Annotated in this window: 15 protein-coding genes and 1 pseudogene; 12 read left to right on the top strand and 4 right to left on the bottom strand. The window is 73.6% G+C overall.

The genetic code is table 11. The features are described from left to right. Positions 1 to 35 precede the first annotated feature (35 nt). Entirely contained in the window at positions 36 to 275 is a 240-nt protein-coding gene (locus ACFXI4_RS44080; protein WP_385003203.1) for a chaplin, read from the bottom strand. Between the two features lie 255 nt (positions 276 to 530). Between ACFXI4_RS44080 and ACFXI4_RS44075 the strand changes: the two genes are divergently transcribed. Genes ACFXI4_RS44075 through ACFXI4_RS44035 form a run of 9 tightly spaced genes read left to right on the top strand, consistent with a single transcriptional unit; the run spans position 531 to position 10,883 of the window. Further along, positions 531 to 1,631: a DUF3344 domain-containing protein gene (locus tag ACFXI4_RS44075; RefSeq protein WP_385003200.1), complete on the top strand. Its 1,101-nt coding sequence runs from the start codon at positions 531 to 533 to the stop codon at positions 1,629 to 1,631. Positions 1,632 to 1,689: 58 nt separating this feature from the next. Next, on the top strand, positions 1,690 to 2,844 hold the full coding sequence (locus ACFXI4_RS44070; RefSeq protein WP_385003198.1) for a glycosyltransferase: 1,155 nt from the start codon (positions 1,690 to 1,692) through the stop codon (positions 2,842 to 2,844). Continuing rightward, positions 2,841 to 4,262, top strand: a complete 1,422-nt coding sequence (locus ACFXI4_RS44065) for an exopolysaccharide biosynthesis polyprenyl glycosylphosphotransferase (RefSeq protein ID WP_385003195.1) — start codon at positions 2,841 to 2,843, stop codon at positions 4,260 to 4,262. The genes ACFXI4_RS44070 and ACFXI4_RS44065 overlap by 4 nt, the downstream gene beginning before the upstream one ends. Positions 4,263 to 4,264: 2 nt before the next feature. Next, the gene (locus tag ACFXI4_RS44060; RefSeq protein WP_385003192.1) at positions 4,265 to 5,560 is read left to right on the top strand and encodes an O-antigen ligase family protein; all 1,296 of its coding nucleotides are present in this window, start codon (positions 4,265 to 4,267) and stop codon (positions 5,558 to 5,560) included. Continuing rightward, positions 5,557 to 7,245, top strand: coding sequence for a murein biosynthesis integral membrane protein MurJ (murJ, locus tag ACFXI4_RS44055; protein WP_385003189.1), 1,689 nt, complete (start codon positions 5,557 to 5,559; stop codon positions 7,243 to 7,245). The genes ACFXI4_RS44060 and murJ overlap by 4 nt, the downstream gene beginning before the upstream one ends. Further along, a complete protein-coding gene (locus ACFXI4_RS44050; protein ID WP_385003186.1) occupies positions 7,229 to 7,984 on the top strand; it encodes a polysaccharide deacetylase family protein in 756 nt (251 codons plus the stop codon). Before murJ ends, ACFXI4_RS44050 begins: the two co-directional genes overlap by 17 nt. Further along, positions 7,985 to 9,124 (top strand): glycosyltransferase, encoded by a 1,140-nt coding sequence (locus ACFXI4_RS44045; protein WP_385003183.1) that lies wholly within the window; start codon positions 7,985 to 7,987, stop codon positions 9,122 to 9,124. It abuts the gene before it with no gap. Beyond that, the gene (locus ACFXI4_RS44040; protein ID WP_385003180.1) at positions 9,121 to 9,768 is read left to right on the top strand and encodes a lipopolysaccharide biosynthesis protein; all 648 of its coding nucleotides are present in this window, start codon (positions 9,121 to 9,123) and stop codon (positions 9,766 to 9,768) included. Before ACFXI4_RS44045 ends, ACFXI4_RS44040 begins: the two co-directional genes overlap by 4 nt. Then, complete coding sequence (locus ACFXI4_RS44035; protein ID WP_385003177.1) at positions 9,765 to 10,883, top strand: GNAT family N-acetyltransferase; 1,119 nt, start codon at positions 9,765 to 9,767, stop codon at positions 10,881 to 10,883. The genes ACFXI4_RS44040 and ACFXI4_RS44035 overlap by 4 nt, the downstream gene beginning before the upstream one ends. On the opposite strand, the gene ACFXI4_RS44030 is transcribed toward ACFXI4_RS44035, so the two are convergent. After that, a complete protein-coding gene (locus ACFXI4_RS44030) occupies positions 10,880 to 12,091 on the bottom strand; it encodes a glycoside hydrolase family 26 protein (RefSeq protein WP_385003174.1) in 1,212 nt (403 codons plus the stop codon). The two genes, ACFXI4_RS44035 and ACFXI4_RS44030, sit on opposite strands and share 4 nt — an antisense overlap. A gap of 203 nt (positions 12,092 to 12,294) precedes the next feature. On the opposite strand from ACFXI4_RS44030, the pseudogene ACFXI4_RS44025 reads away from it, so the two are divergent. Further along, a pseudogene (locus ACFXI4_RS44025) lies at positions 12,295 to 13,719 on the top strand (ATP-grasp domain-containing protein). A 425-nt stretch (positions 13,720 to 14,144) separates the two neighbouring features. Here the strand turns inward: ACFXI4_RS44025 and ACFXI4_RS44020 are convergent. Next, entirely contained in the window at positions 14,145 to 14,372 is a 228-nt protein-coding gene (locus tag ACFXI4_RS44020) for a chaplin (protein ID WP_362719686.1), read from the bottom strand. Positions 14,373 to 14,611: 239 nt separating this feature from the next. Then, positions 14,612 to 15,028, bottom strand: coding sequence for a rodlin (locus ACFXI4_RS44015; protein WP_385003171.1), 417 nt, complete (start codon positions 15,026 to 15,028; stop codon positions 14,612 to 14,614). Between the two features lie 269 nt (positions 15,029 to 15,297). On the opposite strand from ACFXI4_RS44015, the gene ACFXI4_RS44010 reads away from it, so the two are divergent. Beyond that, complete coding sequence (locus tag ACFXI4_RS44010; protein ID WP_385003168.1) at positions 15,298 to 15,711, top strand: rodlin; 414 nt, start codon at positions 15,298 to 15,300, stop codon at positions 15,709 to 15,711. A 306-nt stretch (positions 15,712 to 16,017) separates the two neighbouring features. Then, on the top strand, positions 16,018 to 16,398 hold a 381-nt coding region (locus ACFXI4_RS44005; protein ID WP_385003165.1), incomplete at its 3' end, for a rodlin.

The raw sequence follows: 16,398 nt of genomic DNA, 5'->3' as shown, positions 1-16,398 counted from the left end.
GGGCGGACGGCCGGTCAGAGGGGAAGGCCGCCGCGTCAGTCGTTGGCGCAGGTGTTACCGAACGCGGGGTTGAGCAGACCGATCACGTCGACGGTGTTGCCGCAGACGTTGACCGGAACGTGGACCGGAACCTGGATCACGTTGCCGGACAGCACGCCCGGGGATTGGGCTGCGGTGCCGTTCGCGCCGCTGTCGGCGACGGCCGCACCGGCGCCGCCGGCGACGGCCGCGACGGCGGCGGTGGACAGGACCAGGCCCTTCGCGATACGCGACATGAAGGTGCTCCTTGGGGTCGAGACAAACATCCGGGCGGATGCCCAGCGCCGTGTCAACGCGTGACACCGCCCCGGGTTGTGCCGCTGAACGAGTGATCTCCCCGAAGCCTCCTTCACCGTTCCGAGATACTTGCCCGGTTTCGACTGATTAGTTCAGACAGTAGCTGGAGTTGCGGATCTCGCGACTTGCCCGTACTGGCATCACATCGCACTCTTCCCGCCTCCCCCTCCTTTCCCGAAAGGGCGAAGCCGGTCATGCGCATTCCCCTGGGCCCGCCGCTGCGCCGTGCGTCGGTGAGCGCGCTCGCCCTAGCCGCGGTCTGGGCACCGGGCGCCGCCCGGGCGACCGCTCCGGCCGCCGCGCCCGCCCCCGAGGCCCCTCGCATCCCCTTCGCCGAGCGTTACCACGTGGTACAGCGAGGCGGCATCGTCCGCGCGGCCAACGCGTCCGCCAGCTGCCGTACGACGGCCGACGACCCGTCCGAGCCGTCCTGCCCGGCAGCCCGCGCGGGCCGGATCCCGGCGGTGAACGGGGACTTCGACATGTCCTGCGTCGACGTCGACGACGACCCCCGCACCTACAACTCCTCGCGCGCCGAACTGCGGCTGCCGGAGGGCTCCCAGGTGACGTACGCGCGGCTGTACTGGGGCGGCAACCTGCTGGCCGGTGAGCGGAAGCCGGCCGCGGACAACGGGCGGGTGCTGATCGCCGAACCCGGCGGCCAGTACAAGGAACTGCTCGCCGACACGGTCGTGGGCCATCGGACGCAGGGCGACGCGGACGCCTTCCAGGCCTCGGCGGAGATCACCGGCCTGGTCCGGTCGAGCGGCTCCGGGCTGTGGACGGTCGGCCAGGTGAATGTGGCGGCGGGCAGGTCCGGGCCCGGCGCCTGGGGCGGCTGGACACTGGTGACGGCGTACCGGAACCCGGCGGAACCGCTGCGCACGCTCGCCCTCTGGGACGGCTTCGACTCACTCGACGGGGCGACCGGGGTACGGCTGAACGGGCTACGTATCCCGCGTGCCGCCGAGGGCCGGGCGGGCCTGGTGGCCTACAACGGCGACCGGGGCGGCACCGGTGACTCGCTCACGTACTCCGTCGCCGGCCGTACCCCCACCCCGCTCGCCGGCTCCGCCGACCCGGCCGACGACGTACTCAACTCCACGATCAACGAACCAGGCCCGGTAGGCGCCCGGCGTGAGCCCGCGTACGACAACACGCTCGGCTACGACTCGGATGTGTTCGATCTCGGTACCGCTCTCGCGCAGGGCGGTGACCAGCTGGCCTTCCAGCTCGTTTCCCAGCGCGACGCGGCGTGGGCGGGCGCGCTCTTCGCCGCCGTGGACGTGCAGTAGTGCGGCGCGTTTCCGCCCGCAGTCCCGAGCGCCCCCCCGTGAGCGAGGAATACCGCGTATGCACCGATCAGCAACCGACCCCGGGCGACGGGTCCTGCACCTGGCGCAACCCGTCGGGGGCGGGGTGGCCCGGGTGGTCCTGGACCTGACGAAGGCCCAGCTCACGGCCGGTCTGCGGGTCACGGTGGCGTGCCCGCCCGATGGTGAACTGGCGGGGGCCGCGCGGGAACTGGGCGCCGACGTACGCGGATGGCGCGCGGACCGGTCCCCCGGCGCCGGTCTCGGGGACGAGGTACGGCGGCTCGGGCGGCTGCTGGACGCGGTGCGGCCGGAGCTGGTGCACGCACACAGCGCCAAGGCCGGCCTGGCGGGCCGCCTGGCCGTGCGCGGCCGCGTTCCGACCCTGTTCCAGCCGCATGCCTGGTCCTTCGAGGCGGTCGGCGGGGTCACCGCCGCGCTGGCGCTGCGGTGGGAGCGGTGGGGAGCCCGCTGGGCGCACCGGGTGGTGTGCGTCAGCGAGGCGGAACGCGCCACCGGCGTGCGCGCCGGGATTCGCGCCCGCTACGCCGTCGTTCCCAACGGCATAGACACCGGTCACTTCGCCCCGGGCGCCCCCGGCGCCCCGGGCCGGTCCGGGCCCGGGGCGCCCCTGGTCGTCTGCGTCGGCCGGCTGTGCCGGCAGAAGGGCCAGGACGTGCTGCTGCGGGCTTGGCCCGAGGTGCTGCGCCGGGTGCCGGGCGCCCGGCTGGCGCTGGTCGGCGACGGACCGGACGGCGCGGCGCTGCGCCGGCTCGCCCCCGCCTCGGTCGAGTTCGCCGGCGCCGTCGCCGATGTGCGCCCCTGGTACCGGGCCGCCGACCTGGTGGTGCTGCCCTCGCGCTGGGAGGGCATGGCACTGGCCCCGCTGGAGGCGATGGCCTGCGGCCGGCCGGTGCTCGTCACCGATGTCGACGGCGCCCGCGAGAGCCTGCCGCCCGGCCACGGCGAGCACTGCCTGGTGCCGCCGGGCCGGCCGGGCGTACTGGCCGGTGCCGTCGCCGCGCTGCTGCTCGACCCGGAGCTGCGCGCGTCGCTCGGCGACCGGGGGCGCCGGCACGTCCAGTCCACGCACGATGCGCGGCGCTCGGCGCAGGCGGTCGCGGAGCTCTACCGCGAACTCCTCGGCGAGCGCCCGCTCATGTCCTTTGAGCGCAGGGAGTCCATCCACTCGTGACCGCGGAAAGCACCGTCCCCTCCCCCGGCCCGCAGCCACGGGATCACGGACTCTCGCCCGTCTCGGTCCTGCCGTCCCGCACCGCCGGAGGCTTCCGGTTCCCGCCGCGCCGGCCCCGCGCGCGGCCCGCTTCCCCGGTGTCGCTGCTGGCCGCCGACCTGTGCGCGGCACTGCTCGGCGCCGTCGCCCTCGACGAGGCCGTACGCCGGCCGGCCCTGACCTGTTTCCTGTTGTGCGGGGCGATACTGCTGCGCCCGCTGCCGAGCGGCCGGGTGGCCGGGATCCTGGACGAACTCCCCGCGGTCTGCGGCCGGATCGCCGTGATCTGGCTGGGCCTCGCCGCGGCGCTCGCCGCCAGGGACCCGGGCCGCGCGCTTCCCGCCCGCACCCTGCTGCTGGGCTGCGCCCTGCACGCGGCGGCAGCCTGCGCCGGCCGCGGTCTGGTGCACTGGCGCCGCCGCCTGGCCTCGCTGCGCCGCCCGCGCGCCGCCCTGGTCATCGGCCCCGCCGCCACCGCCCAGCGGGTGGCCGCCGCCGTGCTGCGCCACCCGGGCTCCGGGGTGCGGCCGGTCGGTGTCGTCGCCGAGCACCCCGAAGGCCCCGACGGGCTGCCCGTGCTGACCACCGGCGAGGAGGTCCAGCGGGCCCTCATCCAGAACGGGGTCCGGGCCGTCCTCACCGTCCACCCCGCCGTCCGCACCGAACAGGGCCCGCTGCTGCGCGCGCTGGCCGAGTCGGGCTGCGTGGTCTGGGAGCTGGACGCGGACTCACCGGCGTACGAGATGCGCGACCAGCTCGCCGGGTTCTCCTGCCGCCCTCTCGACATGGGCTCACGGCGGCGCGGCAGCGTCGGCAAGCGCATCCTCGACATCACGGTCTCCGGGTCGGCGCTGATCCTGGTCAGCCCGCTGCTCCTGGTGTGCGCGGCGGTACTGCGCCTCACCGACGGACCCGGTGTGGTCTTCCGGCAGGAGCGCATCGGCCGCGACGGCCGCCCGTTCACCCTGCTCAAGCTCCGCACCCACCGCCCGGTCGACGCGCACGAGGCCGCGACCCGCTGGAGCGTGGCCGGGGAACGGGAGATGAGCCCGTTCTGCCGCTTCCTGCGCCAGACCTCCCTGGACGAGCTTCTCCAGCTGTGGAACGTGCTGTGGGGCGACATGAGCCTGGTCGGCCCGCGCCCCGAACGGCCGTACTTCGTGGGCGAGTTCAGCCAGAACTACCCGGGCTACGCGGCCCGCCACCGGATGCGGACCGGCATCACCGGACTCGCCCAGATCCACGGACTGCGCGGCGACACCTCGATCGAGGACCGGGCCCGCTTCGACAACGCCTACATCGACAACTGGTCGCTGTGGCAGGACATCTGCATCCTGCTGCGCACCGCGGCGGCGCTCGTGCGCTCCACGGGGAGCTGACGATGAGCTTCGCACTCTCCCCGGCCAGGCCCCTGCGGCTGCCACCGGTCCTCGCCGCGGCCGCCGTGCTCGCGGTCCTCGCGCTGCCGCTCACCCCGGCCGGCGACGGGAGCGGGGCGGGACCGGCGGACGCGGTGTCCGCGCTGGTGGTGCTGTACGCCGCGGTGCGGACCGTACGGGAGCGGCGGCGGCCGCTGTCGGCGACGGCCGCGGTGGTGCTGGGCATGCCGGTGGTGGGGCTGGCCGTCGCGGCGGCCGGCGCGGCCTCGCCGGGCGCCGCGCTGACCGGCCTCGGCCGCTATCTCCAGGTGTTCGTCCTGGTCCCGGCCGCCGTGCTGCTGCTGATCCGGGACCGTGCCGACTTCCGGCTGCTGGCCTGGTCGTTCGTGGGGCTCGCGGGATGGCAGGGCGCGGTCGGGGTGCACCAGTACCTCACCGGGACCGGGGCCTCGTACCAGGGCGAGGAGATCCGCGCGGTCGGCACGTTCGGGCCGCAGGACGTGATGGGCATGGCGACCGTGGTGTCGTTCGGCCTGGTCTGCGCGCTGGGGCTGGCGGTGGGCCGTTCGCCGGTACGGCAGCGGGTGGCGGCGGGCGCGTGCGCGCTCGGCCTGCTGCTGCCGCTGGCCGTGTCCTTCAGCCGCGGGGCCTGGATCGCGACGGTCCTCACCTGCGGTGTGCAGCTGGTGCTGGCCGGGCTGCGCCGGGCACTGAAGGCGGTCGCGGTCGCGGTCGCGGCGGGTGTGGTGCTGGTGGGCGGCTTCGGTATCGGTACGGCCATGCTCCAGGAGCGGCTCAGCAGCATCGGGCAGGTGACCGACGCGCCGGACCAGTCGGTGGTCGACCGGTACACGCTGTGGGCGGCGGCGACGGGCATGTGGCGGGAACATCCCGTGACCGGCGTCGGGTTGAAGAACTTCCCGGCCTACCGGGACGGGCATGCCTCGCTGGCGCTGTCCTCCGGGAGCGACACGGAGGGTGCGGGGGCCGCGTTCGTGAAGCAGCCGCTGCTGTCGCCGCACAACATGTACCTGCTGGTGCTGAGCGAGCAGGGACTGCTCGGCGCGCTGGCGCTGGCGGGCAGCTGGCTGGCGCTGCTGGTGTGCGGGCTGCGCGGGTGGTGGCGGGTCCGCGGCGGTGACGGCCTGGACTGTGCGCTGGTGGGATGCGGGCTGCTCGTCTGGCAGCTCGTGGACTTCGCGTACGCGGACATCGGAGGGCCCTCGACCGTGCTGACGGCCGTGGTGTTCGGGGCGGTGGCCTGGTGGTCGCTGGTGGGGGCGGAGCGTTCGGCATGACGGTCACCCCTTCCAGGACCTCGGGCGTGCCCGGGTCGCGTGTCGGCAGCGAACCGGCGGGAGCCGGGAGCGCCCCCACGGCCGAGCCGCGGACGACACCGCCCCCGGCCCCGGACGCAGGGCCTTCCTCCCGCGGAGTTCTCGCCAAGGCCGCCTTCGTCACCGCCGCCCTCTCCGTCGTCGGCTCGCTCCTCGGGCTCATCCGGGACCAGTCGCTGGCCCGGCTCTTCGGGGCCGGACGGGACACCGACGCCTTCCTCGTCGCCTGGACCGTCCCCGAGTTCGCCGCCACGCTGCTCATCGAGGACGGGCTCGCCTTCGCGCTGATCCCCGCCTTCAGCGTGGCCCTGGCCCGCCGGGCGCAGGGGGCTCCCGGCGACCCGGTCCGGGCACTGGTCGCCGGGACCCTGCCGAAGCTGGCACTCGCCTTCGTGGGCGTCGCCACTCTGCTGATCGGGGGCGCCCCCCAGCTCGTCGAGGTGCTCGCGCCCGGTCTGCGCGACCCCGGGCTCGCCGTCGGCTGCACCCGGCTGACCGCGACCTGCGTGCTGACCTTCGGGCTGGCCGGGTACTGCAGCGCCGCCCTCCGCGCGCACCGGCGGTTCCTCGCACCGGCCGCGATCTACGTCGCCTACAACGCCGGCCTCATCACGGCGATGTTCGCGTTCGGCGGCAGCTGGGGCGTGCGGTCGGCCGCGTTCGGGGTGGCGGCGGGGGGCCTGCTGATGGTCGCCGTCCAGCTTCCCTCGCTGCTCGGGCAGTTGCGGCGCCGGGTCAAGGCCGCCGTCGGCGAACCGGTCGCCGAGGCACAGCCGCTGAACGTCGTCCTGATGGCCACCGTGCTGCTGTTCGCGCTGTGCCGCCAGTCGCAGGTGCTGATCGAGCGGTTCCTCGCCTCCCATCTGCACTCCGGGGCGATCTCGCACCTCAACTACGCGCAGAAGGTCGCGCAGATCCCGATGACGATGTCCATGATGCTGTGCACGGTCACCTTCCCGGTGGTGGCCCGGGCGCTGGCCGAGGGCGACACCGAGCGGGCCCGGCGCCGGGTGGAGCGGGATCTGTCGGTGGCCGCGAGCGTCGTCCTGCTCGGCACCGCCGTGGTCGTGGCGTGTGCGCCGCAGCTCATCCACATCCTGTTCCAGCGCGGGGCGTTCACCGCGGCGGACACCGCCGCCACCGCCGGGGTGATGCGGGTCTACGCGCTCGGGCTGCTCGGACAGACCATGGTCGGGGTGCTGGTCCGCTCCTACTTCTCCGCGGGCCGCGCCACCTGGTACCCGGTCGGTGCCATGGCCGCCGGGATCGCCGTGACCTCCTGGATCGGCGCCATGACGGTGGGCCGGTACGGCGTCACCGGCATCGCCGCCGCCAACGCCGCCGGCATCACCGTCACCGCCGTGCTCCTGCTCTGCGGCATGGGCCCGCGCAGCGTCCCGATCCGCACGCGGCGGGTGCTGGCCGAGCTGAGCCGGCCGGTGCGGGCCGCCGTGGTCGCCACGGTCGTCGGCACCTTCCTCGCCGCACGGCCCGCGGACCCGTTCACCGGTCTGATCGCCGGCACCACGGCCGTGACCACGGTCTTCGTCCTGCTCGGCTGGGCGCTGGACGCCCAGGGCTTCGCATCCGCACTCCGTTCCGCAGGCACCGTCACCCGAAGGCTCGCCCATGCCGTCTTCCACTGAGTCCGCCGAGAAGGTCGGACACCTGTCGGGCCCGGTCCCCTGGGTCGCCATGTACCACTCCGTGGGCGACTGCTCGGACGATCCGTACCGGGTCACCATCACCCCCGACCGCCTGGCCGCCCAGCTGGGCTGGCTGCGCCGGCGGGGGCTGCGCGGGGTCTCGGTCGCCGAACTGCTGGCCGCCCGGGCCCGGGGCGAGGGACGGCGCCTGGTCGGGCTCACCTTCGACGACGGCTACGCCGACTTCCTCGACCACGCCCTGCCGCTGCTGGACCGCTGGGGCTGCGGTGCCAGCCTGTTCGTGCTGCCCGGACGGCTCGGCAGCGACAACCGCTGGGACTCGCTCGGCCCGCGCAAGCCGCTGCTCACCGCCGAGGGGATCCGGCGGGCGGCGAGGGCCGGCGTGGAGGTCGGCTCGCACGGGCTCACCCACGTCGATCTGACGAAGGCCGACGCCGACACCCTCAGGGCCGAGACCGCCGGCAGCCGGGCCGTCCTGGAGGAGCTGATCCAGGCCCCCGTGGACGGCTTCTGCTACCCCTACGGCGCCGTCGACCAGCGGGTCGTCGACGCCGTCCGGGACGCCGGGTACGGCTACGGCTGCGCCATCGACCCCGGCGACCTGAACGGCGTCCACACCCTGCCCCGGGTGCACGTCGGCCAGAACGACCGTGCCCTGCGCCTCTTCCTGAAGTACCGGCTGCACCGGCTGCGCCGCCGTCCCGTCAAGGGGCTGTGAATGAGGGCTCTGCACGTCATCACGGGGCTGGGGGTCGGCGGGGCGGAGCAGCAGCTCCGGCTGCTGCTGAGGCATCTGCCGGTCTCCTGCGACGTCGTCACGCTCACCAACCCCGGGCCGGTCGCGCGTGCCCTGGCCGCGGACGGGGTGCGGGTGGTCCATCTCGGGATGGCCGGGAACCGGGACCTGGCGGCGCTCCCCCGGCTGGTCCGGGTCATCCGCCGGGGCCGCTACGACCTCGTCCACACCCACCTGTACCGGGCCTGTCTCTACGGCCGTATCGCCGCGCGTCTCGCGGGCGTGCGGGCCGTCGTCGCCACCGAGCACTCGCTGGGCGACACCCAGCTGGAGGGGCGCCGGCTGACCGCCGGGGTCCGGGCGCTGTACCTCGTGGGCGAGCGGCTCGGCCGGTCCACGGTCGCCGTCTCCCCCACCGTCGCCGAGCGGCTGCGCCACTGGGGGGTGCCGGGGCCGCGGATCGAGGTCGTACCGAACGGCATCGACCTGGGGCGGTTCCGCTTCGACCCGGAGCGGCGGCGGCGCACCCGGGCCGGGCTCGGGATCCCGCAGGACGCCTTCGTGGTGGGCGCCGTCGGGCGGCTGGCGCCCGGCAAGCGGTTCGACGTCCTGATCGGTGCGCTCACCCGGCTGCCCGCGGACTGCGTGCTGCTGCTGGTCGGCGGGGGCCCCGAGGAGGGAGCCCTGCGCCGTGCCGCCGCGGCGGCCGGTCTCGCCGGCCGGGTGCTGTTCGCCGGTGAACGCCCGTACGTCTCCGACGGCCCGGCCGACCCCGACCTGCCCGCCCTCACCTCCGCCATGGACGTACTGGCCTCGCCCTGCACCGAGGAGGCCTTCGGGCTCGCGGTGATCGAGGCGCTGGCCGCCGGACTGCCCGTGCTCTACAGCTCCTGCCCTGCCGTCGAGGACCTGCCTGCCGCCGCCGCCCCCGCCGCCCGCCGTGTCGAGGGCGGCGCCGACGCCTACGCCGAGGCCCTGGCCGACGCCCGCGCCGCCGGGTCAGGTCCGCGCACCGCGCCGGAGGCCGCCCGCCACTACTGCATCACCCGCAGCGCCGCCCAGCTCATGGACGTCTACGCGGCCGCACTCGCCACCGTCCCTCAGGGAGTCAGTACGCCATGACCGAGAACACCACCAGGGCAGCCCGCCCGTTCACCCGTGCCCGCACGGTCCCGCCCTGGTCGCTGCTGGCGGCCGGGGTCGTCGCCGGCGGTCTGCTGGGCGGCGCCTACGGCGTGCTGACGCCGGCCGACTACACGGCGACCAGCTATGTCATCGCCGTCCCCACCGACCGGTCCGACACCGCCACCGCGCAGGGCTTCGCGCAGGCGTACGGCCGGGTCGCGACCCAGCTCGCGGTGCTCGGGGACGCCCAGGTGTGGGCCGGGGTGCCGGTGAACACTCTGCGGAACAGCGTGCAGGCGGAGACCTCGCCGGACGCGCCGATGGTCGCCGTCTCGGCCACCTCGCCGCACCCCCTGCAGGCCGCCGACATGGCGAACGCGGTGGCCCGTTCACTCACCCAGCACGCCAACGACACCAAGGGCGACACACACGTCGAACTCCTCCAGTTCTCCCGGGCGCCGAAGCCGACCGCGCCCGCCTCGGCGTCGACGAAGGTGACCGGCCTGGTGGGTGCGAGCGCGGGCGGGCTGCTGGCCGGGCTGGCGCTGCTGGTGCGGCCCCGGCGCCGCGAGGAGGAGAACCTCCCGCACGCCTCCGTGCCGGGACCGACGGCCGCCGCCGACGTACACGGGCAGCTGTGACGGCGACGGCCCACCCGACGCTCGCCGCGCACACCACCGAACTCGTCACCGACGAACGCGTCTTCGCCGAGCTGGGTCCCGCCTGGGGGCGGCTGTACCGGCGGTGCGGCACGGCCACCCCGTTCCAGAGCCACGCCTGGCTGCACTCCTGGTGGCGTTCCTACGGTGTCCCGGGCAGGCTCCGTCTGGTCCTGGTGCGGTACGGCGGTGAACTGGTCGGCGCGGCCCCGCTGATGCTGGTGCACCGGCCGCTGCCCGCGCTGGTGCCGCTCGGCGGGGCGATCTCGGACTACACGGACGTGCTGCTCGCCGACGGCGACGACGGCCGGGCCGCGGGCGCCCTCGCCCAGGAGCTCGCCCGGGCGGCGCGGACGGCGCTGATCGACTTCCGCGAGGTGCGTCCGGGCGGTGCGGTGGAGCGGGTGTACGACCGCTGGCACGGGCCGTGCCGGAAGGTGCCCGCCTCGCTGTGCCTGGAACTGCCCGCCGTGGCCATGGACGAGCTCGTGGCCCGACTGCCCTCGAAACAGGCCCAGCGGGTGCGCGCCAAGCTGCGCAAGCTGGGCTCGCTCGGGGTGCGCCGGGACGTCGTGGCAGCGGAGGACGTGGACACCGCGCTCGGCCGGCTGCTCGATCTGCACCGGCTGCAGTGGCAGGACCGGAAGGTGACGACGGAGCACCTCCAGTCCCGGTTCCGGGAGCACCTGGTGCGCTCGGTGGGGCCGATGGTGCGCTCCGGGGACGCGGTGGTCACCGAGTTCCGGCTGGACGACGAGGTGGTCGCCGTCGATCTGACCCTGCTGTCACCGAGCCTGGCCGGCGGCTATCTGTACGGGGCGCATCCGCGGCTGCGGGAGCGCAGGGCGGACGTGGCGGTGATGCTGCTCGACGCCTGTACCCAGCACACCGGCGCGGGCGAGCGGGGCGCGCTGAGCCTGCTGCGCGGCAACGAGCCGTACAAGCACCACTGGCGGCCCCAGCCGGTCGCCAACCAGCGGCTGCTGCTGGCCCGGCGCCGCACAGCGCCGCTGCTGACGGCGGCGCTGTGCGACATCGCCGCCCGGCGGCGCGTCAAGGAGGTGTGGCACCGGTGGCAGGAACGACGCCAGGACTAGGGCGTGACCACCGGTCGAGGGTGCCGGGGACGGGCCGGGCGTAGGGGAGCCGGCGTCGGGGTCGCGGTGTCGGTCCGGCCGGAGAGGGCCGTGCGGTAGACGCGGGCCGAGCGCGGGTTGTCCGAACACTGCCAGACACCGTGCGGGCAGTAGTCGGTCAGCGTGTTGTACAGCGGTCTGTGCTCGTCCATCCAGGCGAGCATCCGGCGCATGTACTCGGCGTTGTCACCGTTGCGGAAGAGACCCCATTCCGGATAGGAAATGGGCTTTCCGTGGGCCTTGGCGAAATCGACGTGCTCCTGAAGTCCGTATGGCTCCCGCACCTGTTCGCCGAAGGAGAGACCGGTCGGCTGGTCGTAGGAATCCATGCCGACGATGTCGACCGTGTCGTCCCCGGGGTAGCACTGCGTCCACGGGACCGCGTCACGGCCACGGCTCGGCGTGAAGTCGAACCGGAATTTCTGACCCGGCACCGCCTGCATGGTGGTGACGATCCTGTCCCAGTATTTCTTCCAGGCCTCCGGGTCCGGCCCGCAACGATGGGTGTACGTAGTGCCGTTCATCTCCCAGCCGAGCACGATGACCGTGTCCGGGACCTCCAGCTCGACCAGCCGCTCGGCCAGGGCCCGGAAGTGCTGATCGAACCGCCCGGCGGCGCCCCGCGCCAGCAGCGACCGGACCTCGGCGTCCCCGACGTGGTCCTCGTTGCGCTCCTGCATGGGCACGTTGAGGACGAGCATCCGGTCGTCCTTCTCCCGCCGCCAGTGCGCCCAGACGTCCAGGAAGCCGGGCACTCCCTCGATGTCGGCCCAGCGGTTGCCGGGCAGATACGTGTGCGCGACCTTCAGTTCGGTGCCGCCGAGCCAGCCGCTCAGCTGGGCCATGCGGGCGACGCCCAGCGGCCCGGAGTCCAGGAAGGCCCCGAAGGCCGGCGGCGCCGACCTGCCGTGCGCGGGCGTGACCGGCGCCGGACTCACCGGTCCCGGTGCCGCACTCGCCGTGGCCGGCAGCGGAGCCGCCGAGGCCGGGACGGAGGTCGTGGGTGTCGGAGCCGGTGTCGGATCGGTGGCCTGCGCCACCCCCGCACCCGCGGCGAATCCCGGGCCGGTGGCCAGGGTCGCCGAGGCGACGACGACCGCCGCCACCGCCGTGACCACAGCCCGCCGGTGCGACCGGGACCTCGGCCGCTTTCGCTGCTGTGGAGCCATGCCTGCTCCTTTCTCCACCAGTTCTCGTCCGGTACCGCTCGCCCGGTTCTTTCGGTCCGGTCCTTCCCGGCCGTTCGCACATTCGCCGGGGAAGCACCGGTCACTGACACTCGGTCATATCAATACGAATTCCGCCAGTGCGGCTGCGGCTTCCGGGTGCGCCACACGCCCGCGCGGGTGAACCGGCGCAAAGGAAAAGGTCCGTGTCACTGCTGGACATCCCAGTTCCCGCGGTTCTGCTGCGGATCGACCGGAATCCCTTTCACCACGGCACCCTAAGGGCTGTCCCGTAATCCCTGGTGGATCTGCGCGCGGCGTCGGATGCGGTGCATCGCAAGGCGGAGGGTCGTCCTCATACTGGGCGTGTTCGGGCGAGCCCGACAACGCTGCGAGGTGCCGTAGCTGTCGTCGTGCGCCCGCCGGGGATCACGGGACAGCCCTTAGGGGCTGTGCGCTCGCTCGGCAGAGCCGGCGTGGACGTGCATCTGGTCGCCCTGCCGAGATCGCGGCCGTGCTGCGCCGGGTGGCGGCGAGGATCGCCCGTCCGGCGGTGCTGATCCCGATGGACGACGCGAGCACGATCGCGGCAGGCCGGCTCCGCGAGGACCTGGCTCCCGCCTGTCTGCTGCCGCGGCAGCCCGCCCTGCTTTGCGAGCGGGTCGCCGACAAGGCCGAGTTGGCCCAGGTGTGCGCGGCGGCCGGGATCCCGCACCCGCAGACCCTCGTCCCGGACAGCGCCGAGCAGGCCGCCGCCGCCGTCTGGCGGCTCGGGCTGCCGGTGGTCGCCAAGTGGAGCCGGACCTGGCTGGTGCCGGCCTGGTCCGGGCTGCGCAGCACCGTCGTGGTGCGCTCGGCACGGGAGGCGCGGGAGCTGTTCCTGCGGGCCGGGGAGGCGGGCAGCAGGCTGCTGCCGCAGGAGTTCCTGCCGCCGGGACCGGACCGCGACTGGTTCTTCCACGGCTACGCCGACCGGACCGGGGCAGTACGCGCGGACGGCTCCGGCCGCAAGCAGCGGTCCTGGCCGAGCGGCTCACCGGCGAGCTGGGCTTCCGGGGCATCTTCGACCTGGACTTCCGGCGCTGCGGCAGCACCGGCCTTACCACCTGCTGGACTTCAATCCCCGTCCGGGCGCGCAGTTCCGGCTCTTCACCGACAGCGCGGGCCTGGACGTCGTACGCGCCCTGCACCTGGATCTGACCCACCGTCCGCTGACCGCCGGGGCACCGCCGGCCGGTCGGGCGTTCGTGGTGGAGAACTACGCGCCGCTGAGCGCGCTGCGGCCGGCCCCGCGCGGGCGCGAGCTGGCCTGGAGCGCGCCGGACGACCGGGATCCCGGCCTGGCGATGTGGGCGCTGTGGGGCCGGCACGTGACGGGCCGGCTCCTGGCCCGGCTGCGCCCCGGCACGGCCCCGGTCCCCCGGCCGGCCTCCGTCGTGGTCCGCCGGGCCGGGGAACACCGCCCGGCCGCCGCGGAAGAGGAACTATCCGAAGTGTCCGGCGTCTCCAGCCTCTCCGGTCTGCCCGACCGGTCCGACGACGAGAAAACGAGCAGCTGCCGATGTACGACCTGCTGGTGGTGGGCGCGGGCCCGCACGGCCTGTCCATCGCGTCCCGCCGTACTGCCGTAGCCCGTGTCGTCGTCCCCCGAGTCGCCGTAGGACGTCCCGGACGCAGGGTCGTCGGCCCGCTCCTCGGAATCGGTGTCGACGTCACAGGAGTTGCCGAAGGCCGGGTTCAGCACGGCTGCCAGGTCGACCGAGTCTCCGCACGCACCGATCGGCACGTCCACCGGGCCTGGACGATGTCGCCGGACACCGCACCCGGCGAACCGCCGGCGGTCCCGGTCGCGTCCGTGTCGGCGAGCGCGGGACTGGCGTACAGGGACAGCACGCCGGTCGCGGCGGCGGCCACGTCCCCGCTGAGGGTCTGTCGCAATCTCGTTGTCCTCCTGCTCGAAAACGGAAAAGCCGGCCTCGGAGCGCGGATGCGAAATCTCGACGGTCCGAGGCCGGCCGTGACACAGCTGGACGGCTGGTGTGCCGCGCCGACGTCGTCAGTCGTTGGCGCAGGCGTTGCCGAACGAGGGGTTCAGCAGCGCGATGACGTCCACGGTGTTGCCGCAGACGTTGACCGGAACGTGAACCGGAACCTGGATCACGTTGCCGGACAGCACGCCCGGGGAGTTGGCGGCAGCGCCCTCGGCACCCGAGTCCGCGAAGGCCGGGGCGGCACCGGCCAGGGCCAGAATCGCACCGGCGGCGAAAGCAGCGGTCTTCTTCATAAAGTTTCCCTTCTCTGCGGTCATGCCCGTATGACGGCCGAAACCGAGCGAGCACAGCATGAAGGCTCGCATCATGACCAGCAGACTGTAGAACGAGAAATAGGCGGCCGAAGAAACTGCGGAACGCGCTCCGACGGGTAATTCACTCGAACGCCTTCACAACGGGAATGGGTGAACACAGCGAAATCCGCCCTGGCGGCGTGCGCACGCCGCCAGGGCGGATTTTCACGAGGCCGGGGTCACTGGTTGGCGACGCCGTTGGCCGACAGGGCCGAGATGTCGTGCAGGACGTGCGACAGCGGCTCGTCGCCCTTGGCCTGGGTGGAGTTCTCGGCGCACTGCTGGTTCTGCGGTGCGGACAGGACCGGCACGTCCTGGGCCACGCCGACGGCGGCGATGAGACCGAGGATCCCCTGGGCGTTCGCCTTCGCGGGCAGACCGACGCAGAGCTTGTTGAGCGAGCCCTGCACCAGGGTGGCCTGCGGGCTCATCCTGCCCTTGGTCACCGAGTTGCCGAACTCCTCGTGGGCGCCGCTGCCGCTGGCAGAGGTGGTGCCGTGGTCGTTGCCGGTGGCAAGCGCCTGGGGGGCTGCCGCCGCCGACACACCTACGACGGACGCGGCGACCGCCGCCGCGGCCATTGCCTTCTTCAGCATTTCGCTTTCCTTTCCTGGCTCCGTGCGTCAAGACACACGTCCCTGCCCCGCATCAACCGCCCGCACCGGGAACGGTTGCGGCGAAGGCGCGGCACGTCACCCGATCGGACCCGTCACCGGTCCGGAATTCCCTTGCGGCCGGGCGCCCGTGGAGCCGCCGGGGATTTCCGGAATGTGGGCCATCGGAGTGAACCCGAGCAACCAAACACCTCACTGGGAGTTGACCAGTGGGCTCCGGTGGACGGGGTTTTTGCAGAAGGGAATCGCAAGTGATCAAGAAGGTTCTGGCCGTCGCCGCTGTCGCCGCCTCCGTGGCCGGTGCCACCGCCGTCGCCGCCTCGCCGGCCCTGGCCACGGGCAACGACCAAGGCACCACCTCCGCCAGCGGCACCGGTGCCTCGCAGGCGTTCGGCAACTCCGCCACGTACGGCAGCATGAGCCCGCAGCTGGCGCTGGTCCAGGGCTCCTTCAACAAGCCGTGCATCGGTCTGCCGGCGAAGCTCAACGCCCAGGGGCTGGTCGGCCTCGGCGCCGTCGGCGTCCTCCAGGACGTGCCGATCCTCTCCGCGCCGCAGAACCAGCAGTGCGTCGAGAACTCCACCCAGGCCAAGGGCGACGAGCCGCTGTCGCACGTCCTGGACGACATCTCGGCCCTGTCGGCCAACGGCACCGGCAACCAGTAGTCCGCGCCTCTTCCGGACCCCTGTCGGGGTGCTCCAGGCCGGCGGGCCGCCGACAGGGCCGCCGCAACCCAGAGGCCGCCCCCACTCCCCCCCCGGTGGGGGGGTGCCCCGGGCGGGCGGCCCCCGCAGTTCCCGGCGGCCCGCCGGCCTGTGTCGTCTCCGGCGTGACCGCCCCCGGCGGGGCGCTCGTCGCCTCATCGGACTGCGCTACGCCAAAGGGAGCAAACCACGCAACCCAGGCGGGTCCGCGCCCGTTGGTGATCACGCAGCTCCTCCCCGGAGTCCGCCTTTCGAAAGGGATCGAACATGAAGAAGCTGTGGGCAACCGCGGCCGTCGCCGCCACCGTCGCCGGTTTCGCCGCCACGGCCGCCCCGCAGGCCATGGCTACCGGCAACGACAACGGCACCTCCTCGGTCAGCGGCAACATGGCCACGTCGGAGTTCGGCAACTCGGCCACGTACGGGGACCAGAGCCCGCAGCTCTCGCTGGTTCAGGGTTCGCTGAACAAGCCGTGCGTCGGTCTCCCGGCCAAGGCGAACCTCCAGGGCCTGGTCGGCCTCGCCGCCGTCGGCGTCCTCCAGGACGTGCCGGTCCTCTCCGCGCCGCAGAACCAGCAGTGCGTCGAGAACTCCACCCAGGCCAAGGGCGACGAGCCGCTGTCGCACATCCTGGACGACATCTCGGCC

The organism is Streptomyces sp. NPDC059224 (assembly GCF_042754285.1).
Lineage (GTDB): Bacteria > Actinomycetota > Actinomycetes > Streptomycetales > Streptomycetaceae > Streptomyces.
Note: the sequence above shows the minus strand (reverse complement) of the source record. Positions and strands in the feature narration are given on the sequence as shown.

Coding starts and splice junctions, on each gene's coding strand:
- ACFXI4_RS44015 (WP_385003171.1), bottom strand. CDS start 15,028: ATGCTGAAGAAGGCAATGGCCGCGGCGGCGGTCGCCGCGTCCGTCGTA.
- ACFXI4_RS44045 (WP_385003183.1), top strand. CDS start 7,985: ATGAGGGCTCTGCACGTCATCACGGGGCTGGGGGTCGGCGGGGCGGAG.
- ACFXI4_RS44040 (WP_385003180.1), top strand. CDS start 9,121: ATGACCGAGAACACCACCAGGGCAGCCCGCCCGTTCACCCGTGCCCGC.
- ACFXI4_RS44060 (WP_385003192.1), top strand. CDS start 4,265: ATGAGCTTCGCACTCTCCCCGGCCAGGCCCCTGCGGCTGCCACCGGTC.
- ACFXI4_RS44020 (WP_362719686.1), bottom strand. CDS start 14,372: ATGAAGAAGACCGCTGCTTTCGCCGCCGGTGCGATTCTGGCCCTGGCC.
- ACFXI4_RS44050 (WP_385003186.1), top strand. CDS start 7,229: ATGCCGTCTTCCACTGAGTCCGCCGAGAAGGTCGGACACCTGTCGGGC.
- ACFXI4_RS44070 (WP_385003198.1), top strand. CDS start 1,690: ATGCACCGATCAGCAACCGACCCCGGGCGACGGGTCCTGCACCTGGCG.
- ACFXI4_RS44075 (WP_385003200.1), top strand. CDS start 531: ATGCGCATTCCCCTGGGCCCGCCGCTGCGCCGTGCGTCGGTGAGCGCG.
- ACFXI4_RS44030 (WP_385003174.1), bottom strand. CDS start 12,091: ATGGCTCCACAGCAGCGAAAGCGGCCGAGGTCCCGGTCGCACCGGCGG.
- murJ (WP_385003189.1), top strand. CDS start 5,557: ATGACGGTCACCCCTTCCAGGACCTCGGGCGTGCCCGGGTCGCGTGTC.
- ACFXI4_RS44080 (WP_385003203.1), bottom strand. CDS start 275: ATGTCGCGTATCGCGAAGGGCCTGGTCCTGTCCACCGCCGCCGTCGCG.